The 21,243-nt window shown below is 41.7% G+C and carries 19 protein-coding genes and 2 pseudogenes; 6 read left to right on the top strand and 15 right to left on the bottom strand.

The features are described 5' to 3' along the window. Positions 1–16 precede the first annotated feature (16 nt). The 3 genes and pseudogenes from FD723_RS18025 to FD723_RS18015 all read right to left on the bottom strand — a co-directional run. Complete coding sequence (locus FD723_RS18025; protein WP_179066549.1) at positions 17–1,666, bottom strand: tryptophan halogenase family protein; 1,650 nt, start codon at positions 1,664–1,666, stop codon at positions 17–19. Positions 1,667–1,737: 71 nt separating this feature from the next. Next, positions 1,738–2,451: a hypothetical protein gene (locus tag FD723_RS18020; protein WP_179066548.1), complete on the bottom strand. Its 714-nt coding sequence runs from the start codon at positions 2,449–2,451 to the stop codon at positions 1,738–1,740. Positions 2,452–3,138: 687 nt separating this feature from the next. Next, positions 3,139–3,321 (bottom strand): annotated as a pseudogene (locus FD723_RS18015) (hypothetical protein); the annotation flags it as partial. A gap of 12 nt (positions 3,322–3,333) precedes the next feature. Between FD723_RS18015 and FD723_RS18010 the strand changes: the two are divergent. The 3 genes from FD723_RS18010 to FD723_RS18000 all read left to right on the top strand — a co-directional run bounded on the left by FD723_RS18010 (position 3,334) and on the right by FD723_RS18000 (position 6,323). Continuing rightward, a complete protein-coding gene (locus FD723_RS18010) occupies positions 3,334–4,107 on the top strand; it encodes a nucleoside phosphorylase (protein ID WP_179066546.1) in 774 nt (257 codons plus the stop codon). 380 nt (positions 4,108–4,487) lie between these two features. Continuing rightward, complete coding sequence (locus FD723_RS18005) at positions 4,488–5,537, top strand: acyltransferase family protein (RefSeq protein WP_179066545.1); 1,050 nt, start codon at positions 4,488–4,490, stop codon at positions 5,535–5,537. Positions 5,538–5,753: 216 nt separating this feature from the next. After that, entirely contained in the window at positions 5,754–6,323 is a 570-nt protein-coding gene (locus tag FD723_RS18000; protein ID WP_179066544.1) for a TIGR02281 family clan AA aspartic protease, read from the top strand. Between the two features lie 152 nt (positions 6,324–6,475). Here FD723_RS18000 and FD723_RS17995 read toward each other — a convergent pair whose 3' ends face one another. The 9 genes from FD723_RS17995 to FD723_RS17955 form a co-directional block, all read right to left on the bottom strand. Beyond that, positions 6,476–7,297: an NADPH-dependent oxidoreductase gene (locus FD723_RS17995; protein ID WP_179066543.1), complete on the bottom strand. Its 822-nt coding sequence runs from the start codon at positions 7,295–7,297 to the stop codon at positions 6,476–6,478. A gap of 158 nt (positions 7,298–7,455) precedes the next feature. Beyond that, the gene (locus FD723_RS17990) at positions 7,456–8,571 is read right to left on the bottom strand and encodes a sulfonate ABC transporter substrate-binding protein (protein ID WP_179066542.1); all 1,116 of its coding nucleotides are present in this window, start codon (positions 8,569–8,571) and stop codon (positions 7,456–7,458) included. A gap of 251 nt (positions 8,572–8,822) precedes the next feature. Continuing rightward, a complete protein-coding gene (locus tag FD723_RS17985) occupies positions 8,823–9,584 on the bottom strand; it encodes a class II aldolase/adducin family protein (protein ID WP_179066541.1) in 762 nt (253 codons plus the stop codon). Continuing rightward, complete coding sequence (locus FD723_RS17980; protein WP_179066540.1) at positions 9,568–10,242, bottom strand: cysteine dioxygenase family protein; 675 nt, start codon at positions 10,240–10,242, stop codon at positions 9,568–9,570. Before FD723_RS17980 ends, FD723_RS17985 begins: the two co-directional genes overlap by 17 nt. Beyond that, entirely contained in the window at positions 10,243–10,509 is a 267-nt protein-coding gene (locus FD723_RS17975) for an RRXRR domain-containing protein (RefSeq protein ID WP_179066539.1), read from the bottom strand. A 261-nt stretch (positions 10,510–10,770) separates the two neighbouring features. After that, positions 10,771–11,892 carry an LLM class flavin-dependent oxidoreductase gene (locus tag FD723_RS17970; RefSeq protein WP_179066538.1) on the bottom strand — a complete coding sequence of 374 codons (1,122 nt, stop codon included), beginning with the start codon at positions 11,890–11,892 and terminating at the stop codon, positions 10,771–10,773. Positions 11,893–12,033: 141 nt separating this feature from the next. Further along, complete coding sequence (locus tag FD723_RS17965; RefSeq protein ID WP_256874855.1) at positions 12,034–13,086, bottom strand: aliphatic sulfonate ABC transporter substrate-binding protein; 1,053 nt, start codon at positions 13,084–13,086, stop codon at positions 12,034–12,036. A 456-nt stretch (positions 13,087–13,542) separates the two neighbouring features. Further along, complete coding sequence (locus FD723_RS17960) at positions 13,543–15,207, bottom strand: RluA family pseudouridine synthase (RefSeq protein ID WP_179066537.1); 1,665 nt, start codon at positions 15,205–15,207, stop codon at positions 13,543–13,545. Between the two features lie 7 nt (positions 15,208–15,214). Then, positions 15,215–15,703 carry a hypothetical protein gene (locus tag FD723_RS17955; protein ID WP_179066536.1) on the bottom strand — a complete coding sequence of 163 codons (489 nt, stop codon included), beginning with the start codon at positions 15,701–15,703 and terminating at the stop codon, positions 15,215–15,217. Positions 15,704–15,867: 164 nt separating this feature from the next. On the opposite strand from FD723_RS17955, the gene FD723_RS17950 reads away from it, so the two are divergent. Next, the gene (locus FD723_RS17950) at positions 15,868–17,796 is read left to right on the top strand and encodes a serine/threonine protein kinase (RefSeq protein ID WP_179066535.1); all 1,929 of its coding nucleotides are present in this window, start codon (positions 15,868–15,870) and stop codon (positions 17,794–17,796) included. 81 nt (positions 17,797–17,877) lie between these two features. Continuing rightward, positions 17,878–18,273: a hypothetical protein gene (locus FD723_RS17945; protein ID WP_179066534.1), complete on the top strand. Its 396-nt coding sequence runs from the start codon at positions 17,878–17,880 to the stop codon at positions 18,271–18,273. Positions 18,274–18,608: 335 nt separating this feature from the next. On the opposite strand, the gene FD723_RS17940 is transcribed toward FD723_RS17945, so the two are convergent. Together FD723_RS17940 and FD723_RS17935 are read right to left on the bottom strand one after the other, a co-directional pair. Then, complete coding sequence (locus FD723_RS17940) at positions 18,609–19,154, bottom strand: hypothetical protein (protein ID WP_179066533.1); 546 nt, start codon at positions 19,152–19,154, stop codon at positions 18,609–18,611. Positions 19,155–19,341: 187 nt separating this feature from the next. Further along, positions 19,342–19,956 (bottom strand): annotated as a pseudogene (locus FD723_RS17935) (Tn3 family transposase); the annotation flags it as partial. A gap of 277 nt (positions 19,957–20,233) precedes the next feature. Here FD723_RS17935 and FD723_RS17930 point away from each other — a divergent pair. Further along, positions 20,234–20,374 (top strand): hypothetical protein, encoded by a 141-nt coding sequence (locus FD723_RS17930; protein WP_179066532.1) that lies wholly within the window; start codon positions 20,234–20,236, stop codon positions 20,372–20,374. A gap of 172 nt (positions 20,375–20,546) precedes the next feature. On the opposite strand, the gene leuD is transcribed toward FD723_RS17930, so the two are convergent. Continuing rightward, complete coding sequence (gene leuD / locus FD723_RS17925) at positions 20,547–21,155, bottom strand: 3-isopropylmalate dehydratase small subunit (RefSeq protein WP_179066531.1); 609 nt, start codon at positions 21,153–21,155, stop codon at positions 20,547–20,549. Between the last annotated feature and the right edge of the window lie 88 nt (positions 21,156–21,243).

Here is a 21,243-nt window from a genome sequence, read left to right as displayed (position 1 = left end):
CTTGGGTTCTCCTAAATTATGAAACTAGTGTAGGAATCTGATATGAGCGATCGCTAACCGCATTAAGATACTCTGACTGTTCTTGTGACTTCATTACATGAGTTAAGTATTCATACTGAGACGGTAAGGTTGAAGTTAGGTAATTTGCTCTTTCCCTAATTTCCAAAAATGCAGCCTCGGCATTGTGATTTTCGATATGTTCTAAAATGGGAAGACTGCTTTCAGGCATGTAATTTAGCCCCAACAACATTACCGAATAAGAGTAAGACTCGAAGCCGTGGTATTTCGGGTTGATAGTCTTGTTGCTTGGCAGTCTATTTTTCCATAATCGTAATTTTTCCTGTAGTTCTTCTGGAACTTTGATATTGTTCTTAGTTGCTTTCCAGAATTCTGTGTCGGTGCGATCGCTAGCATAGTAATGCAGGGTTAAAAATTCTCGTACACCATCTATGCAGTCAGCGATAACTTTGTTATAGCTGTGAATTAGCTCTTGATTGAAAGATTTGCTGGGAAAGTGGCTAACTAACTCTTCAATTCCATGTTGAATGAAGAAGATGCCAGTAGATTCTAGTGGTTCCACAAATCCACTGGAAAGGCCAATTGCTACACAGTTTTTCACCCATGAGTTTCTGTTACGTCCAATCCGCATCTGGATATGAGAGGCTTGACGATTATCAGCAGCGGCTCCCAAATGCTGGCGAAATTCCTGTTCTGCCTCCTCAGCAGAAATGAATGCACTCGAATAAACATACCCAGTACCATTTCTGCCATACAAAGGTATATTCCAGACCCAACCAGAGGAAAGTGCAGTTGATGTGGTGTAAGGGTTGATACCATCTTTTTTGATATCAGTTGGTATTTGTATGGCGATCGCGCGATCGCACAATAGTGAATCTGAATAAGAAATGAATGGCTCACCAAGGGCTTTGTTGATCAAAAGACCACGGAAACCAGTACAATCAATGAAAAGATCGCCGCTGAGAATCCCATGCTTTTTGGTTGTGAGACTATCTATACTCCCATCCTCAGTTAACTTAATATCCACCACATCATCAACAATTTGCTTCACTCCCCTTTCCATTGCATAATCTTTCATGAATCTTGCCAGTAGATTCGCATCAAAATGATAGGCATAGGGGTACTGAATCTTTAACTTATCCAGGATATTTTTCTTGACGATATGCTCTTGAGAAAATTCATTTTCAACTTTGCGATCGAAGACTTTACCATCTAAATATTTGGGTGACAGTTTCTGGTCACACAGCCAAGGAATTAGAAAGCAAGCATAATCAAATGCTTCTTGGTCTTTCTTCATTTTCAGCCACCATTCCGAGATATCAAAGCCGTCAATTACCTCATATCTCTGGAAGGGATGGTAGAAGTGTTGCCCCTTCGCATTCCAGTTGACAAACTTAATTGCCATCTTATATGTGGCATTACACTTTGGCATCCATTCATATTCTTGTAGCCCAAGAAAATCAAAGAATACTTTGATGGTACTAAAAGTTGCTTCTCCAACTCCAATTTTGGTGATATTAGATGATTCCACTAGAGTAATATTAATATTTTTATCTAGTGCTTTACTCAAATAAGCTGCCGTCATCCAACCGGCTGAACCCCCACCAACAATTACAATATTTTGGACATCCTGTACATACTGTGACATAGCAAAAGTTCCTCTTTAGTCTAAAATTCACTAGGGAAGTCAGCTACAAAATGCTTGTTCAATAATTTAGATTAGGCAGCTTTAAATTCTTGCTCAATTTGATGGGTTTCAGCATATACCAAAAGCCCATTTGTAAATTGTGTGAAAACTATAAATAAGTTCTCAACTAATTCCAACGCTTCTTGTCGAATTTCTTCTGATAGTTGAATATCTTGTAAAAATTGCTCTATTCCAGATGTACCCGTGATGTGACCAGTTTCAACATTCAGATGGAAATCGGCAAAATATCGGCATGACTTTTGGGTAATAGCTTTAATTTCTTTACCAACCTCTGCCGCAGTTGAAAACATTATGTTTCCAGTCGCTTCGAGAACTTCAATAATTACGATTTTCTGAATAGGAGTAGCGTTTGAAGTATAGCGATATAGCTGATAGTTTAGCCAGCGAGCATTCTTAGTTTCTTCACTCCAAAGAAATTTTAATGCATCACTAAAATTCAATGATTTATCAAGTTCTAGGTTCTTCAAATCTTCCAAAAACCACAGCCAATGATGATCGTCTTCATAAGTATGCTTATTAATTAGTACCTGAATTGGATCGTTTGTTGGCTCTACTCGCAAAAAATACTTATTTAGTTCTCCAAAATTCATAATAAAATGAGCAGCGCATGGTGCCCAAGCTAACCTTTGCCTGGGATTTATACTTTTATTTTGCATAAAATCAAACAAGGGTAGTTGGGCATATTCTTGTTTCTTTTTTTCAATCAATGCTAGTACTTCTTGCATTTTTAATGATACCGATTTTCAATGTTTAATATTCAAGCAAAAGTAACTTTCTGGCTTGGTTGTAGAAAGGATAATCTGCCCCAGTTTTGGTTTTTAAATTTCCAAAGATTTTTTGATAGTAATTAGCTCAAAATCCACTATTTAAATAGCAGATAATGTCTAATTTGTTATATTGCAATACGGTTTAAGTAGGTAGAAAAAATAAACCTAACTGTGTAACGAAAAGCAAAAGCACTGAAAATCTTGCGATTGCAACTCTTAGAGACGCTATGCGTAGCTTGCTTCCCCGTAGGGGTCGGGAAGGCTTACGCCAACGCAATGACATAGTTATAAATTTTTTCACCCACCTACTTAGTTAAGGGTTTGTAAATAATTGGTCTTTTAAGCGCGATAAATCTCTACATCAGGGTTATAAGTATGTTGTTTTATATCGTATTGAGACTAACGCTAAATTGTAACCAGCTAATTTACTGTTATTTTTTTACTTTAACTTTAATGTATCCATGTAATAAACGCAGCTTTTACTTAAGTATGCTTGTTAAGAAATTGTCTTATACAAGCATTTCCTTTGCCCAAAAGAACCAAATTGGTCATTTAAGGGTTCTACCCTAGCTAAGATTTGAAAGCAGACTCGTATATACTTGGAAAGATTTTTAGATTTGTTATTACTAAGCATAGTATTAATAACTACTTTCTTTGTTTCAGTATTAATGTATACTCAGCAGTAGGCTCAAATTCTTCTGGCGTATATTGCAGATGAAATTGGGCATTAGACCAAGAAAATGTCCCAGGAGTCACAGAACGGATGAGGTAATGGAGGCTATAAACTTCTAGTTCTAGGTGGTCGGCATAGGCGATAATGCGATCGCTACTCTCAACTCTATGACTAGTAAACGCTTTTATCACATTGGCTTTGGACAAGATGATTTGGGTTCATCGCCTCCCAGGATTGCCCTATTATCTGGCGATCCAGAGCGATCGCGTCTAATTGCCCAAACTTATTTACAAGATATACGCGTGTTGTCAGAAAATCGCGGACTCAATAGCTATGTGGGATACTTACCTAATGGTCGCCGTATCTTATCAGCTACAAGTGGTATGGGTGCGCCTTCATTAAGTATTGTGGTTAATGAATTGGTGCAAGTAGGAATCCGGCAAATCATTCGTATTGGAACTTGTGGTTCTATTCAACCCCACATAACCGTTGGTAGCATTGTCATTAGCAGTGCAGCATTGTGTCGCCAAGGTGCAGCTAATGACATTGCACCTGTGGAGTATCCAGCCGCAGCCGATCCTTTTCTGACAGTCGCTTTAGTTAAAGCCGCACGAGAATTAGAGGTTGAACATTACATCGGAATTACGGCATCAGTTGATACTTTTTATGAAGGACAAGAACGCACCGACTCAGCAAATCCATATTTAATGCGATCGCTGCATGGCATTACAGAAGAATATGGACGCTTGAATATCTTGAATTACGAGATGGAATGCGGCACACTATTCAAAATGGCAGGAGTGTATAATTTTGCAGCAGCGGCTATTTGCGGTGTAGTAGCTGGGCGTACTGTTAGTGAAAATATCATTCTAGAACAAAGAGACATTGCTGTGAAAAATGCGATCGCAATTGCTGTAAATGCAGCAGAAAAACTTGAGTAAGCTAACAGATTTATCTTAATTACTATATCAAACTTAATCTACTCTAAGTGTTTTTATCATGTCTTTACTTAATCTTTAATTTATCAATCAGTAATTCTAGTTAAGATACACAGAGTAAGCCCATATAATTTAGCATAATGTAAACTTGAAAAATCAAAGAATATAATCCTAAAAGAATAGTATAAAAAGCACAGTTGACAACTAAGCAAAATCAATGAGAAGACTTCAATGCTGTTGTCAAAAAATTGTCAGGAGTCAGGTTCATGTCAAAAGGCTTGAACACTCAATCTGCTGAAGCCTTGAAAAATCATAGTGTTCAGAGAAAGCCAAAAGAAATATCAGACATCGGCATTATTTAACAGAGTCTATAGGTATCATTAATGTCGCAAAGAATTGAATGGATTGATTGTTGGAAAGGTCTTGCCATAATTACAGTTGTTGTAGGACACATAGTCAACCCAGGATCGAAATATATTTTCTGGTTTCACATGCCGCTTTTTTTCTTTATCAGTGGATATCTTTATAGCAAAAAAACTGACTACTCTGCTTTTTTTAAGAAAAAGTTTTTTCATCTTCTAGTACCATATTTTTCATTTCTTTTTTTATTTACTCTACTTCAGTATCTACCATTAATAATAGATAGTTGGCAGCAAAAAAAGATATTATCGATAGATAAACTTATAATATTTATATTTCCGGTAATCTGGAAACAATTCTATGGTGGAGCAAATTTGGTGCTTTGGTTTGGTGTGTTTTGGTTTATAACTTGTTTATTTTTTACGCAGCAGTTATATAACCTGATCTATATAAAATTTGGCTCTAATAATTGGTTGATGATAAAAATTATGCTTGGCTCCTATTGTCTAGCAATGATGAATTATTTTTATCTAAAAAATGTTATATTTCCTTGGAGTATTAATGTAGTTGCAATGGCACTTCCATTTTACTGGTTAGGACACATGGCAGCTAAATCATTTTTAATTAATTCTAAAATTCTTATACTTCTTATAATAGGAACAATAATATTTTTGACTGCAATTTTACTAGATGCAGTGTCTCTAATGCATTTTAATTTTAATATGAAAAGTACAAACTATGGAGTATTAATTCTTAATGTCTTCATAGCTTTATCTAGTATTGTTGTTACACAGCAATTGGCGCTAATACTTGACAATAAATCTTACGTAGGAACTGCCCTGCGCGAACTTGGTAGTGCTTCTATGATCGTTATGTATTTGCATCAACCGATACAAATAACTATGAAAAATTACCCAATCTTCGCAATTCAAGGAATTCGTGTAATCGGTGCATTAATTATTTCATATATTATCTACAAAATTATCTTCAATTATTCAATTATGCGTCAGCTTTTCTTGGGTGATTTTTCAACCCCGAACGCTATACTTTCCAGAAAAAGTACATCTCAATAAGTCTTGACACAAGGAATCAGAAAAAACTAATATCTGGCTAATAAAAGTTTATGCTTATCTTTTTTGAATTTTCAAGTTTATTACATATAAACGATAACTACTATATTTAAATATGGTGTTTTTGGATTAATAATCTGGGTTTGGTCACAAATTTTGCAGTAGCTATGAGTAATTTAATTATCAACAAATATCAGAAACATTGGAGAGCAATATAATATGAAGAATGCTTGTAAGCGTTGGACTACGACCGTTAACCTAGCTACAATCGCAATAATACCGACGCTGATATTTTTAGCATTCTCTCATCAGGCAACAGCAGACGATCCAGGAGCATGTTACATGGTAACTTCCTCTGGTAAAACTGTTGGATTAGGAAGGCTTTGTGGCAATGGTAATAATATAGTTGCACCTCCAGACGACAAAGTTTTTCGAGTTCCCATCAAACGCCGTTTTGGTGGAACTCCTGTGATTGATGTCACTTTCAATGACAAAAAAACCTTTGAAATGATTGTAGATACAGGTGCTAGTGGAACGATTATCACTCTAAATATGGCGAATACACTTAAACTTCAGGCTACGGGTACAATGCAAGCCCAAATTGCTGATGGTAGCGAAGTAGAATTCCCAACAGGTAAGGTCAAATCCATTGCAGTAGGTGGAGTTACAGGCAATAATCTTCAGGTAGCGATCGCACCAAAAGCAAGCATCGGCTTGCTAGGCCACGATTTTTTTGGTAAATATGACATCAAGATTCTAGAGAGAGAGATCGAATTTCATCACCGCTAATGCTTGGAGTTGGAACTAGGGACTGGGGATAAGGGGTAATGGGGACTAGGGATTGGGGATTGGGAAAAGCAGTACGCGAGGACTAAGTTTTAGTCACAAAGACTGGCTACTTTACCACAGAGTTGCAAATCCCTAATCTTGATTCTTCTTGTTTACAATAACTTGAAGCCGAGATTATTAAGAATTTCACGCAAGCGATCGCGTCCTCTCAAAGCCTCCACAGTTGCAATTCGCTGGGCTGAGTGTTCTGACCAATCGCCGGCTACATTCATCTTTTGTTCAGTGTAAAAGTCTTTGATGATGTCATTGTAGTGAGCGATCGCTTCTTCTTGTTCTGCTAATTTATAGGTTTCACGGTGCAGCACAGCTGTCTGGGGTAAGCGTGGTTTAATTGCCGCTGGCACTTCAGGATTCGGATAACCCACACACAACCCAAATACAGGGAACACAGAAGGCGGTAAATTTAGCAATGCTGCTACTTCTTGAGGATGGTTCCGTAGTGCGCCGATATACACTGTTCCCAAACCAAGGGACTCAGCGGCTACAGTTGCATTTTGCGCTGCCAATGCCGCATCGATTGTAGCTGTCACAAAGGATTCCAAATATTCTAAAGCATCATGAGATAGTCCACGACTGTCAGCAACGTAACTTAGACGCGCCAAGTCTGCTAACCAAACCAAGAATAAAGGCACTTGCTTAATGTGTGCTTGGTTTGACGCTAGTTTAGATAATTCTTCTTTGCGTTCTTGGTCTTCGATTGCAACTACACTCCAGGTTTGCAAATTAGAAGAAGTAGATGCAGATTGGGCGGCTGCAATTAACAACTCCAGAGTTCCTGGTGGTAGAGGATCGGATAAATAAGACCGGATGGAACGGTGAGATAGTAGTGATGTCAGCGAATCATTCCATTCAATTTCCGAATTGAAGGGAGTTTCACCGTAGCGCGATCGCAGTAGTTCTGTAGGATTAGTCATAATTAATTCCAAGATTTACATTTCAAAAGTTGTCAGTTGGGGACTCCCAAATAAAAAAATATGCAATTAATTCTTGGAGTTCCCTTGTTTGACTAATAGCAATTTCATCTGTCAGGGCATAGAAATGTATGCCCTTACAACCGATTCATCGTACTAGTTTAAGTTTTTGGTGAAAAAGCAGCATATTCTTCTTTTGTCAACACTGCATCCTTCACTTTTACCTCTTTGGGAATTAACTTCAATTTGTAATATGTATCTGCAACACCTTGTTGGAGATTTATCAAATTGTCATCAACTGGTACAAGCCCAAAAGTTCGTCTGTTAGTTGCCTTCCTCATCGTTTCTAGATCAATTCCTAACACAGGTGCAAGAGTTTTTGCTACTTCTTCTCGATGGGTTTTAGACCATTCTTCTAAATTTTGAATTTCCTCCAATATTGCCTTGACAATTTGGGGATTTTCTGTAACAAACTTGCGTGTCATCAAATAATATCCTCCCTGTTTATTAATTCCTGTGCCATCAATCAGGACTCTGGCTTTAGTTGCCTCTTGAGCCGCTGCATAAAAGGGGTCCCAAATTACCCAGGCATCCACACTTCCCTTGACAAATGCCGCGCGGGCATCTGCTGGAGCCAAATATTTCGGTTCAATGTCTGTATATTTCAATCCAGCCTTTTCTAAAGCTTGGACTAACAATAAGTGGGCACTAGATCCTTTTTGAAAAGCAACTTTTTTGCCTTTTAGGTCAGTAACTTTTTGAATTTGTGAATTTTGGGGAACAAGAATTGCTGAACCAGCCGGACTAGCAGCAGTACCAACAACATAAGTTAGAGATGCTCCCGCTGCTTGGGCAAATATTGGCGGTGATTCTCCTACTGGGCCGATGTCAATGCTACCGACATTCATCGCTTCTAATAGTTGCGGCCCCGCCTGAAATTCAGTCCACTGTACAGTGATACCTTCAGGTGCTAAACGCTTTTCTAAAACACCCTTAGTTCTCAACAAAATGGTCGATTTTTGATAGCCAAATCTGACTACTTTTGCATTGGAAGCGGAATTGCTAACAGATCTGGCACTGGGATTGGGAGCATTAACAGTAGGTGTCGATGAACAAGCTGCAAATAGCAAGCTCAGACAAAGACCTGTAATAAAAGCCCCCACTATTGGCAAAGGAGAAGAAAAGAATAATTTATGTTGATTTTTAAAGGGGATATTCCTGATTTTTATCAACGATATCCACTTGCTAATTAAGCGGCGAAAGATTTGGTTAATCATCAAAATGATTTCTCTGAGCGATATTAATACTATAAACTTATAGGTTTACTGGAGTATATAAATATATTCAGATATTCATGGTAAGTTGACAACAAGCAACTGAACTGAGCGAAGTCTGAGTTACTCCCATACGGTTCAGTGACCCTACTCTTAAGCAAACTACAGTTGGGTTTAAATCCCCTTATGTAGCCTCTTCGCTACGAGACACCGCGTGGAAAATTTTGAATATCTTAGTGCCAAAAAATACAGTGCTAATTCAACAGATCAGGCTCTTCACGCACAATTCTGTCATAAAGGGGCTGAAAGCCGAACCACCCACTTGTATGTGACCCTACTTGAGTTTGAGTTAAACGGGCTGTTTCGTGTTTAATAGTAGTTGGTCTACCTGCTGCTTCTGCTAGCAATTGGGCTTGGCACGATCGCTCTAAACTAATGTACCAAAAAGCAGCTTCATCGACTGTATGTCCCACAGTTAAAATGCTGTGGTTACGTAAGATAATAGCTTTTTTTGGCCCCAAAGCTTGGGCTAGTCGCAGACCTTCAGAAGTTTCTAAAACAACACCTGTGAAATCGTCAAACAGGGCATGGTCTTCGTAAAAAGCACAAGAATCTTGAGTCAAGGGGTCAAGGAGACGCCCCAAACTAGACCAGGCTTTACCATAAAGGGAATGGGCGTGAGCCGCCGCAATGACATCAGGTCGAGCTTCATGAATCTGAGAATGAATGGCGAAAGCAGCTTGATTTACCTGAGCATCACCTTTAACCACCTCACCTTCTCTGTTAACCAACACCAGGTCAGAAACTCGGATATGACCGAAGTATGACCCGAATGGGTTGACCCAAAAATGGTCTGTAAACTCTGGATCGCGAGCCGTAATATGCCCAGCGATTCCCTCGCTGAATCCAAACTTACCAAACAGGCGAAAGGCAGCGGCGAGACGTTGCTTACGATGCAGGCGTTCGTCTTCAACTCGCTCGAATACTGGGGGTTGTGGTCTATCGTACTTGGGCATGTTCTTTTTCCTCTTCCTCTTTACAAGGAGCGTTGGAATATCCAGAGCGAAAGGATTTGACACTGTGAGATTCTGGGATAAACTGGTGACGCAATACGCAACCAGTATCATTGCCCAAGATATGGATGGATACAGATGCGCTCTGGGATGTGGTTTTGACGGCGTGGATATCACCATCTGGGGGTAACAGGCGGTAGATATCCCCTGGTTGAAGCGATCGCACTTCAGTTACTTGTAATTGTGCGTGTCCTTCGGCATCACCGTTATCTACACGGCGATAGACTGTTTCTTCTTGATTGCCTTGATATAAACCAATCAATCCCCAAGCTAAATGATCGTGGACGGGAGTCGTTGAACCTGGGGGAATCACCAAACTGAATACTGACAGTGAGCGGTCTTTGGCACGATAAAGTAGCCACTGACCAATACCGCCACCCATCCGGCTTTCAGGATTGACTTGGGCAAACTTTTCCGGTAGCCATTCCTGTTGGGCAAGGAGTTCTTGAAAATAGGGTTCTAGTCTAGCGAGAGTTTGTGGGCGATCGTCAACAGTACTAGCGCTAATTTCCCGCACCGTTGCGACAAAGGATCGTAGTTCCTGGCTCTCAATAAACCATTCATCCTCTGGTAATGGTTCCAAAATCGTGTGGTTCGTCATTTATATTCCTCTGTTTGGGAGGTGACTAACATTAATACCAATTTTGTTATCTTTATTGACAATAGTACTAGTAGTTTTAACACCAGGGTGAATCTTGAAGCCAAGTTGCTCAAGTTTTAGATGAGAAAGGGACTCCTTGAGAATGATCGTAAAAGGATATCGCTGAAATACCGTAGCTTTACCTTGTGACAATAGCAGCCTAGCATGGCTGATGCGTACTGGATATAACGGTTCTTGGTTGGCATCGAGAATGAATACTTTGGTCATGCAATTTTGAAATAATCAAATTATTTACAGCAGTTTTCAGGTAAAACAGTAAGTAGAAAGTGGTGTAGTTAAATTACTAAGCTAATGTACTTTTAATTTGCATAACTAGGGCGGGCAAGATGCCCACCCCACAAGAGTTTTAATGCCAGGTAATATGCAAGGTTATTTGTCCAACAGCTTACTTCAAGACACTCTGCGTACCTCTGCGGTTACTTTGCGTACCTCTGCGTTGAAAATGTTACGATTTTAAGCAACGCTGCACTAAGAGACAACAGCGGCTTGTTGCTCCCGCCGTTGCACTTCTGCGCGGACTAAGGGAATCACATCACGACCATAGGCGATCGCATCTCCTAAGGGATCAAATCCCCGAATCAATAGAGTAGTTACCCCAGCATCATAGTAATCCACCAGGGACTCTGCGACTTGCTCCGGTGTACCAACGAGGGCAGTAGTATTACCATAAGCACCAGTAGCGGCGGCAATGGGCGTCCATAAGCGCTTATCGAAAATTTCGCTTTCTTGGGCAAACTGTAATAACCGACTAGAACCCACTGCTTGCGGACGTGCTGAATTAAAGTCGGGAGCGATCGGCAGTTTATTTTCTGTTTTTGCAGCCCGAATTTCCTTAACCCGCGATAAAATCGAGTGCGCTTTTTCCCAAGCTTTCTTTTCAGTATCACCGAGAATCGGCCGCAACGAGACACTAAAGCGTGGCGATCGCCCTGGTGGTGTTACAGCTTTTACTTCGCGTATCCGTTCCTTAACCGCCGCAATGGGTTCTCCCCACATGGCATAGACATCACTATGCTTTGCACCCACAGGTATTGCTGCACCAGAAGCGCCACCAAAGTACAAGGGTATGTGGGGTTGTTGTAAAGGCTTCACATCTGAGTAAGCATCTTTCACATGGTAGAATTCGCCCTCGTAATCGAAAGGAGTATTACTCGTCCACACCCGCCGCACAATATCGAGGTACTCATCTGTACGGCGATAACGAGTATCGTGGTCAAGCCAATCACCATCGCGTTGCTGTTCGGCATCGCTGCCACCTGTAATAATGTGTACAGCAATGCGACCATTAGTAAAATGATCCAAAGTTGCCGTTTTCCGCGCGAAGAGTGTCGGAGCTACAAAACCAGGGCGGTGGGCGATTAAAAACTTCAACCGTTCTGTTGCCGCCGCTGCGAAGGAAGCCACAGTTAAGCCATCGGGCCCAGTTGAGCCATAACCAACCAGTACCCGATCAAAACCACCCTCCTCATGTGCCTGAGCAAATTTGCGGACATAAGCGGCATCTATAGAACCACCTGTGATTGAAACTGTCGGCCCATCTAACTCAGATATTTGTCGCGTTCCAATCATCCCAATAAATTCAATTGGCATAGTGCATCACCTCAAAAATTACAAATCTTATTTGGGAATGGGGCATTGAAAAGAGGTAGAGGGGCGGGGTGCGGGGGGCGGAGGGGAAAACTCTTCTCCCTTGCTCCCTGCTCCCTCACCTCCCTCATCTCCCCCCACCTCCTACTTAGCCGTGGGGCAAATAGTCGCAGCAACATCTACCCTTTTGGGTAAAATCTTTTGCTCTAGCATCCAGTCAGCAGTCTTTTGGATTTTGGCAACATCATCAGCATTCGGTGTGACAAGTAGCTGCGGCCCTTGATTCTCAGTTACTCGCTTGGCTACGGCTGGAGAGATTTTGATGTCCTTGACCAGATATTCGGCTGATTTTGCCGTATTTGCATTCAACCAATCGTACTCCTGGGTCAAACCGCTAAAAGCAGCTTTCACGGCTTCTGGATATTTAGCCGCCGCCTCATTACGCACAAGCATTACACTGTAGGTGGGAGCTGGATGGGTTGTGGTGATTCTCCTAGCACCATGCTCTAATTCGGCAACTGAAACGTAAGGTTCCCAAACTGCCCAAGCATCGACGGTTCCTTGGTAGAGGGCGGGTGCAGCATCAGTTGGCGCTAAAAATACACGCTGAACTTTATCTTTAGAAATTTTCTCTTTTTCCAATACTTTTAATAACAAATACTCACCTGCACCAGCTTGATTAACAGCAACTTTTTTACCCAAAAGATCAGTAGGCTTACGGATAGGAGAATCGCCCCGAACAACGATCGCACTGCCCAATGATTCTGGTCTGGGACGCTGGACAGCCCCAATACAAAGCTCCTGACCGGCAGCAATAGCTGATAACCCAGGAATGTCTCCGCACCCACCAATATCGGCTTGATTCGCGCTAATTGCTTGAAGTAAGGTGGCACATCGGTCAAAGGGGCCAGCCCATTCAACTTTGATATTCTGAGCTACAAGCTTCTTTTCTAACTCTCCTCGTTGACGTGCAATTGGTACTACACCTCCCTTTTGATATCCCAAGCGAATCAAACTAGTTTTTTCTTGAGTTTGATTACTGACATTTTGGGCAGTGGTATTAGTATTTGCAGAGTTACTTGGAGCGCAGCTAGAAATCCCCAAACCTAGCCAGGAACTAGCAATCAATAGGGTACTCAAGGATTTGGTTGAGCCTTGTGGCAATAAAAATAAGAACTTTTTGAATTGATTTAACAACTTTTTGATTACTCCTTTTATTAAAAAAAGATAAGAATGAGAGTCTAGATATCAACTCCAGCACTCTCATAGTTACTGCTCATTTAGGGATTTCCAAGGAATAAATTATCCAAATTTTGTGGGGTATCTCACAATCATTTATAGTTGGATATTTTGATTGGGAAGTCTCTTAACTGTGATACTAGTTTCCGTAAATACGGCAAATCGGTCGGATAACCGTTGAATTAACTACAAGCAGAAATTATCACATACAAAGTTAAAAAGCAATAGGCTAGCTGTGAGGAGAGACAAAGCGTAGCTTTCGCTATTTGGGGTTAGGGACTTCCAACAAATAAATTACCCAATCTTGTGGGGCGGACAAGATGTCCGCCCCACAAGAAGTAGTTGAGTATTTTTTTATTTGGAAGTCCCTTATTGGGATACAAGTAAGTAATGAAGGGGATATAATGGGACGCGTCAAAAGGGCGTAATTGCTTGTAGATGTAGGGTTTTTTCTAATTGCGGATGCTTGAAGCGAAGTTCTCTGGCGTGCAGATGTAACCGACTGGCAACTGCACAGCATCCATAAAGGCGATCGCCTAAAATAGCAATCCCAAGTCCTCGCACATCAGCTGCATGAACCCTCAATTGATGGGTGCGTCCAGTGAGTGGCGTAAATTCTAAGCGGGTGTAGTCTTTTTCTCTCGCCATTACCTGAAAGTGTGTCAAGCTGGGTTTGCCGTGTTGCCAATCAACTTTTTGATAGGGGCGATTTTCAGGATCTCCCCACAATGGCAAGTCAATTACACCTTGCTCAACTGTTACAACACCGGAAAGTATGGCTTCATAAACCTTGTGAACCTGGCGTTGCTGAAACTGCTGACTAAGTTGTCGATGGGTTTGGCGATCGCGCGCTAACAACAAAATCCCAGAAGTTTCCTGATCTAGGCGATGCACAGATGCAAGTGACATACCATCCGGTAACAAATGACCGAAGCGACTCAAGACACTATCTTGGCGATCGCGATAACGGCCAGGTACCGAAAGTAACCCAGCAGGTTTATTTACCGCAATCAGCCATTCGTCTTCATAAATAATCGGTAAAGTGACCTCTGCCCCTTCCCTGCAAGGCAAGAGAGTTGGGGGGTTAGGTCTTAATCCTGAGAGCAAAAACCCCATCAATGGCTGACATCGCTCGGCACATGCTCCATAAAATTCTCCCGGAATTTTATCCTGATTTACAGAAGACACACCCCACCAAAACTCTGCCATTGCCAATGGTTTGAGATTATGTGTTGCTGCATAATGAAGTAGCTTTGGGGCACAACAGTCTCCTGTACCAGTGGGCGAACCTCCTGGCATCAATTCTTGCAATGATTGCGATCGCCCGGAAAAATTGGTCAGGCTGTAGCTAGCCTGCATTTGAGCTTGTAATTGACGGGATAGTACTTTTCGCTGTTGTTTCAGTTCACTAATTCGCGCATCTGTTGCTGCAATTAACTGTTGCAGGGGTTGTAATCGTCCATTTTGCTGGCGTTTAAGTTGTCGTCGCTCAATTCCCTGCTGACGACTCTCTTCATCGAGTTGTTCAAGAGCAATAGTGAGTGCTTCTGGGCTAAGTGTCTTGCAGATTTGCTGACGTTTTTCCTGTCGTTGATGTTTGCAATCGCGATGGCGATCGCTCATTGCTTGCAACTGTTGCTCAAAATCATGCAATAAAGTTTCATATTGCTGGCGTTCGGTTAGTTGCTTCAAAGTCAGAAGTTCCTGCTTAATCGCGTCTAACTGCGCCAAAGTACGGGCTTCCTCAAAAGCAACTTCGTCTCTGCCTGGAATTGGTGGTACCCAACCCTCAACAACACTACAACCATTTAAAAGACCGGAGAAGGCTTTTAGTACCCATTGTTCGCCATTAGGCAGTTCAATCAATAGGATGCCATACATCTTACCTTCACGAGAATAACAGTCATTATTAGCTAACTGTTGCATTAGTCCGTGGGCGATCGCTTCAGACATTGAGGTGCGGGGTAATTTTAAGCGATCGCCACTTTCCAGACAGCGCCCTTCGTACCAATAGCTACAAGATGAGTCCCTGATGGCATCGCAGTCGATAAAATCTGAAAGTGGGTGCAGAACTACCATACAGACTTCAACTCTCTGGTAATTTAGCAAACGCCTGTTCAACTAACTCCTTTGCCTTCGCATCCAAACGCAGCCAATCCACTTCACCGAGTTCATCAATTAAACTAGTATCAACATCAGCAGATTCCTGAACTGGGCTGTATTTAAGAAAACACACTTGATAACACAGTTCCCACAAATCGATACTTGCTTGTTGCTGTTGACGCTCTAAGCGTAGATGATATCCTGGATGGGGCATCGGCAGACGAGCCAGAGTCTCTCTGATTTCATCTGCTTCTTGGGGTGTTGCAGTTTCCATTGCTTGCAACAGTTCAGTCACCAATGCTTTGATTTCATCAGTGGTGCTAGGCGGCCAAATCAGGACATCATGGTAAGTTCCTGTCCAGGAAGATTCATCAAGCAGCTTGCGGAGATTGTCGATAACCCGAATGAAAGCAGGCTGCATGAGGATTTCAGCCTGTTGCCATGCAACTGAGTTTGTTATTTTAGGTGGCATTGGTAGTAAACAGGGGCACTATAAAGAAAAATAAACAGTCTGTGTTTATTAAAAAGCTGCGTTTTTAATCTAAATCTTTTCTCAAGATAGCGGATTTCATTGAAGAAAATTTGGAGATATTTATTACTAGCTGGAAAATTAGGTAAGAACTCTGGGGAGGGAATATGATAGGCAAGCTACTAGATCATCGTTACCAAGTAATTCGAGTCCTCGCGATGGGAGGATTTGGTCAAACCTATATTGCTCAAGATACTAGACGGCCTGGGAATCCCATCTGCGTTGTTAAGCACCTTAAACCCGGAACTGACCCCAGAGTTTTTGATACTGCGAAACGCCTATTCAACAGTGAAGCCGAAACCTTAGAAAGACTGGGCAATCATGACCAAATACCCAGGCTACTAGCATATTTTGACGACAATCAAGAATTCTATCTAGTACAAGAATATATTGAAGGACATACCCTAGCTGAGGAACTGATACCTGGTAAGCGCTGGAATGAAAGCCAGGTAATTCAACTGTTACAGGAAGTTTTAGAAATTCTTGAATTTGTCCATCGCCAAGGCGTGATTCACCGCGATATCAAACCTGATAATATCATTCGTCGCGCTTCCGATAATAAGTTAGTTTTAGTAGATTTTGGGGCAGTGAAGCAACTGCGTACACAAATGGTAGCAGTGGGCGGACAAGCCTCGCCGACAGTGGTTATTGGCACTCCTGGCTATATGCCCACAGAACAAGGGCAAGGTAAACCCCGCCCTAACAGCGATATCTATTCCCTTGGTGTGATTGCCATTCAAGCATTAACAGGATTACAGCCAACAGAATTGCAAGAAGATCCAGAAACGGGCGAAATCATCTGGCGTCATTCAGTAACCGTGAACCATCGACTGGCGGCAGTGTTGTCTAAGATGGTACGTTATCACTTTAAAGACCGCTACCAAAGCGCCACGGAGGCATTGCAAGCTTGTAAAGAGGCGATTAATCCTGTACCAGCACTTTCCACATCTCAAGAAGCTGCCAATAATTCCAGCTACCAAGCAGCTAAATCCCAGCCTCAAGTATCTCGGCTGCAAACTGTTGCAGTTGCACCAGCAAATCCTGTCCGCGAGAAACCTGGGCGTCAAGATTCTCATAAATCCGACCCATGGCCGATATTAATTGGCATATTATTGGCGGGTGGTGCGGCTGCTTTGGTAGCCAATGTATATCCAAATGTGAAAAATTTCGCTTTAAATATTACAGGTAATAATACTGCCTTAACAGACAAATGCTTGGCTATTGTCGTAGGAAATTCTAATATCCGTTCTAAACCTAGTTCGATAAATTCTAATAATGTTTTGCAAACTGTTACTGATAACACCAATTTTGAGGTGACTGGCAAGCGGACAAAAGCAGGTTGGGTAGAAATTAAACTTAAACCTGGTCGTTTGGCTTGGGTTGACTCGGAGGAGATAACCAATAATCGAGAATGGAGTTCTTGCTTACGCCAAAAAGGTATTGCAACAAAGATTGTAGATGATAGTAGCTCGATTGCGAATCGACCGACTACCAAGGCAAAATCAAAATCGCGGAATGTCGCAACTTCATTACCAGAAAAGTCGAAGGGGTCAGCTGACGATGCTGGGAAATCAGAGCGATCGCAGCCTAGTGATAACAGTGCCAATATTATAGAACAAGCAAGACAGAAGTATGATTCAGGGGATATAACGGGAGCGATCGCACTTTTGAGGTCAGTTCCGGCAAATGCTGCTTCTGGTATCCAAGAGACGGGTAAAATGATTGCCCAGTGGCAGCAAGATTGGGCGAAGGCTGAGGCTTTGTCTAATGAGATTAATAAAGCAATAGATGATGGTAAATGGGATAAAGTTTTAGATTATAGAAACCATCCAGAAAAGCTGCCGAATACTCAATATTGGCGAAATAAAATAGAACCATTATTTAAACAAGCAGCCGCAAATCTGGCAAAACAGGCACTAACTAGGCTAGAAAATCAAGGTAATCAAAAGAGTACAGAACAGAAAGTTCCCGATACTAAGAAACCTACCATTACAGAGAGTCCTAATGCTATAGAAACTCCTAAAAGTGGCTTTTAAGATAAGACAATACAGTTCGGTTAAGCTTCTCTTCCTCCTCTTTCTCTTATCCAATATTGTGGGGTGAGCATCTTGCTAGAGGTGTCAACTTCAGCTGGAAATAGCTTATCTATAGGCTTGGATGATTTTGAAATTCGCAGGCGAGAAAGCAATTATAGAGGATGGACTTTAATTCAAGCTGGTAAATCTTTTGAAAGTGATGAATTTTTCCAACAATATGATTTATCTCCGAATTTACCAAGGGGAGGAATCATCGGAGCAGCGCAATTAAACAACTGCTACCTTGACCCAAGAAAAGAATTTTGGATCTATGAATTTGACAATCCAATTAAATTTAAAAAGCTTTATCCCATTGCTGGAAAGCAGGCAACATTATGTAAAGCTGCTAATAAGCAAGAGCAGCTAATATTTGCCTCTTGCTGGCAAGAGATATCAAAAATCATGGATAATTCAGCAATAAAAATGAGGGCAAAATAGCTCAATCTGGATGGGCTATTTGCCCTTACTACTAATAGGAATCCTGAGAAGTGTGAAAAGCATCGCACTTTGTAAAGAAAGATTGTACTGACAACCCTATGTAGTGTGTGTGCGACATCTACAAGCACCAAAAAATCATTGTTGATGTCACATAAAAATAGACGGCTGGCAGGCTTAACAGTTACCACGTTGCAACTAAAGTTGGCAAAAGTGCGATCACTCTAGGGAATCTTTCAGGAGGTTGAAAAAATCGCTCAGATAAGGAAAGTACCTGCTACTCTAGCAGGATGAAACCAGTTTTGGACAATGTTAACAGTCTTGCCAGTCCGGGGCATTCAAGGGGCAACAAAGGTATTTAAAGTGGAGGAAAACGATCCCGATAGCTTCTGACCGCCAACCAGTGCTTCCCACTGGAAGGTATTCGGCACACCCTGTTTTAAAGGCACATCGCTTTTAGTATCACCTGTGTCCCACGCTCGAATAAACGATAATTGACAAGGTCTAAGGCTAACTGTAGGAGTCCCAGAATATGAAGCGGCGAAGATATCATTGACCGCATCCGGTGTCACCACAGAATTGGTCGTGGAGATGTCTGTAAAGTCATATTTGTAAAGTTCGTTTTTGACTACTATGCCATCTTTGGTGGTGCTACTCCCCCAAGTCAATAGAAGAGTCGAGAAGCCGCAAGCACTACTAGGAAAGGTAAAATAGAACGTAGGGCGAGGGACAGTTTTGACGACCTGTACCAGGACACCAGTAGTCTGTGCATCTGCGGAACCATGACCAGCGATCATAAAGAGCGCGAGGATAGGCAATAAGTGAGAGATTCGTACAGATCGCTGCTGATGCGTCACAGCACTTTTTACTGATTTAAAGAGCATCGATGCTTTCCTAAAAATGTTTAGATTTTGGGGATGAGTATATCAGAGGTAACGCCACTGCTGCAAGCAGTCGGATACCGTTGGTGAAATATTACTTAACGGGGTAAAAGTAGCGAAGCTGTCACCAGCCGCCACGCGACGGCTGTAACCTTTACCCAGACTAGATTACATCAAAATTTTTTGACTTTTACGCCACATCAAGCTCCAACCGCTCGTTCATATCCAACTTAAAAGTTCCATAAGGATTAACATGACCCCAAATCAAAGGCGTTAGTCCTCGTAAATCTACGGCTGTCATTCGTTTCATCCATACAGGGTCAGCCAAAACTTTTTGAATCATCAAGGTATTAATATAGACCAAGCACATCTGCAACAAATGCAGGCATAACACCGATAACTCCTGCTCATCTAAGCGGTTAGTTGCAATTTCACTATTCTTGCCATAAAAAATAAAACTATTGGCACCATTCCACTGCTCCACCACATTTAACCCTTCATTAATTTCGCGCCGCAGAGCTTCCGAATGCAGGTAACGACACAGAAAAATAGTTTTAACCGCCCTACCCAATTCATTCAATGCCCGTTGTGTCGGATGTTGCAGAGCTTTTGCACTAAACCGTTTTAAAATCGTATCTGCTTCCGCCGTACCTAATCGCAGCGCCGTAGCATATTTAATCATTTGGTCATACTGTTGACGAATCAGTTCCCAATCAATCGCCTTGGTCAGCACGGGTTGTAAATTAGGGTAATTTTGTTTCTGGTCAGTAAAAGGCAAGTATAGTTTTTTCTCCCCAATCCGCTCACTCGTGACAGGTTAAACTAAAGCGCATTTTGTCAATCAGTTAAAATACTCAAAATTGTCTTAGTAAAAATGATAATCGTGCGTGGGGGTGGGGAAGGATGCGAGCGACGCTCGCATCCTTCCCCCATTATTTGATTATCATTATCAAATAGTTTTTGAAAGTTAAAATTTAAAGCGAAAAGATATTGTAACGGCAGAATAAATTTATCAGAAGTGGGCAACATTGTTAGGTAAATTCAATTATTAAATGAGTTAATGAAAAGTTTGGTTTACCGCCATGTCCAAGCGACCAAAGCAAAACTCTGACCACGCACATAAACATCATACTCCTACTATAGATAATGAGGCAATTTCTCAGAAATTAGAAGCTTTATTAACTCCAGCTATTTTTGCTCAACAAAAATATTATCAACAGTGATTACTCTGATTTGAGTCCGTTTCAACGGACTTGAGCTATTAGCCCGAAATTTATTTCAGGGCGGGAAAGCAACGCCAAACCAATGTTTTAGGGGTGAGGGGTCAAACCCACCATGAATTGACCAACAGTATGTTAGAAATCGCAGCTAGACAAACGAATTTTCTACATATCGCTAACTTACGGCTAAATTGCCCCAACCTACATAAGGTAATTTTGCAGCTGTTGCCCGAACTTGGTCAGTGTTAGCCACCAACTGACCGCAAGCATCCCAAGTTCCAGAAATAAATGTGCTTCTTGTCCCTTCACCGATCGCAACTGGGGCGGTGTAATCATCAATTTGCACTTGCAAGGTTTCGAGATTTACTGTCACGGCGGCTTGAGGATTGGCAGCGACTAACTCTTGCAGTTGTTTAACTGTAACAGCATCGGCTGTCAGACAAGGTATGCCCATTGCCACACAGTTACCAAAAAAGATTTCGGCGAAGCTTTCACCGATTAAAGCTTGGATTCCCCATTTGGCGATCGCTTGGGGTGCGTGTTCTCTTGATGAACCACAGCCAAAGTTACGATTGACTATTAGAATTTTCGCCCCTTGGTATTGGGGTTGGTCAAAGGTATGTTCACCTTTAAGCGCTTTCCGATCATCAATAAACGCGCCTTCGCCTAAGCCATCAAAGGTAACGGCTTTCAAATATCGCGCGGGAATGATGCGATCGGTATCTATATCATTGCCCACTAACGGTATACCGCGCCCTGAAACTGTTTTAACTTCACTTACCATAATTTTTATCTATTATTTCAATGACAGTTTGTTGAAAAAGGGATTGGGGATTGGGGACTGGGGACTGGGGACTGGGGAAGATGAGGGA

This window comes from Nostoc sp. C052, assembly GCF_013393905.1.
Classification (GTDB): Bacteria; Cyanobacteriota; Cyanobacteriia; order Cyanobacteriales; family Nostocaceae; genus Nostoc.
This window is presented reverse-complemented; position numbering and strand designations above follow the sequence as displayed.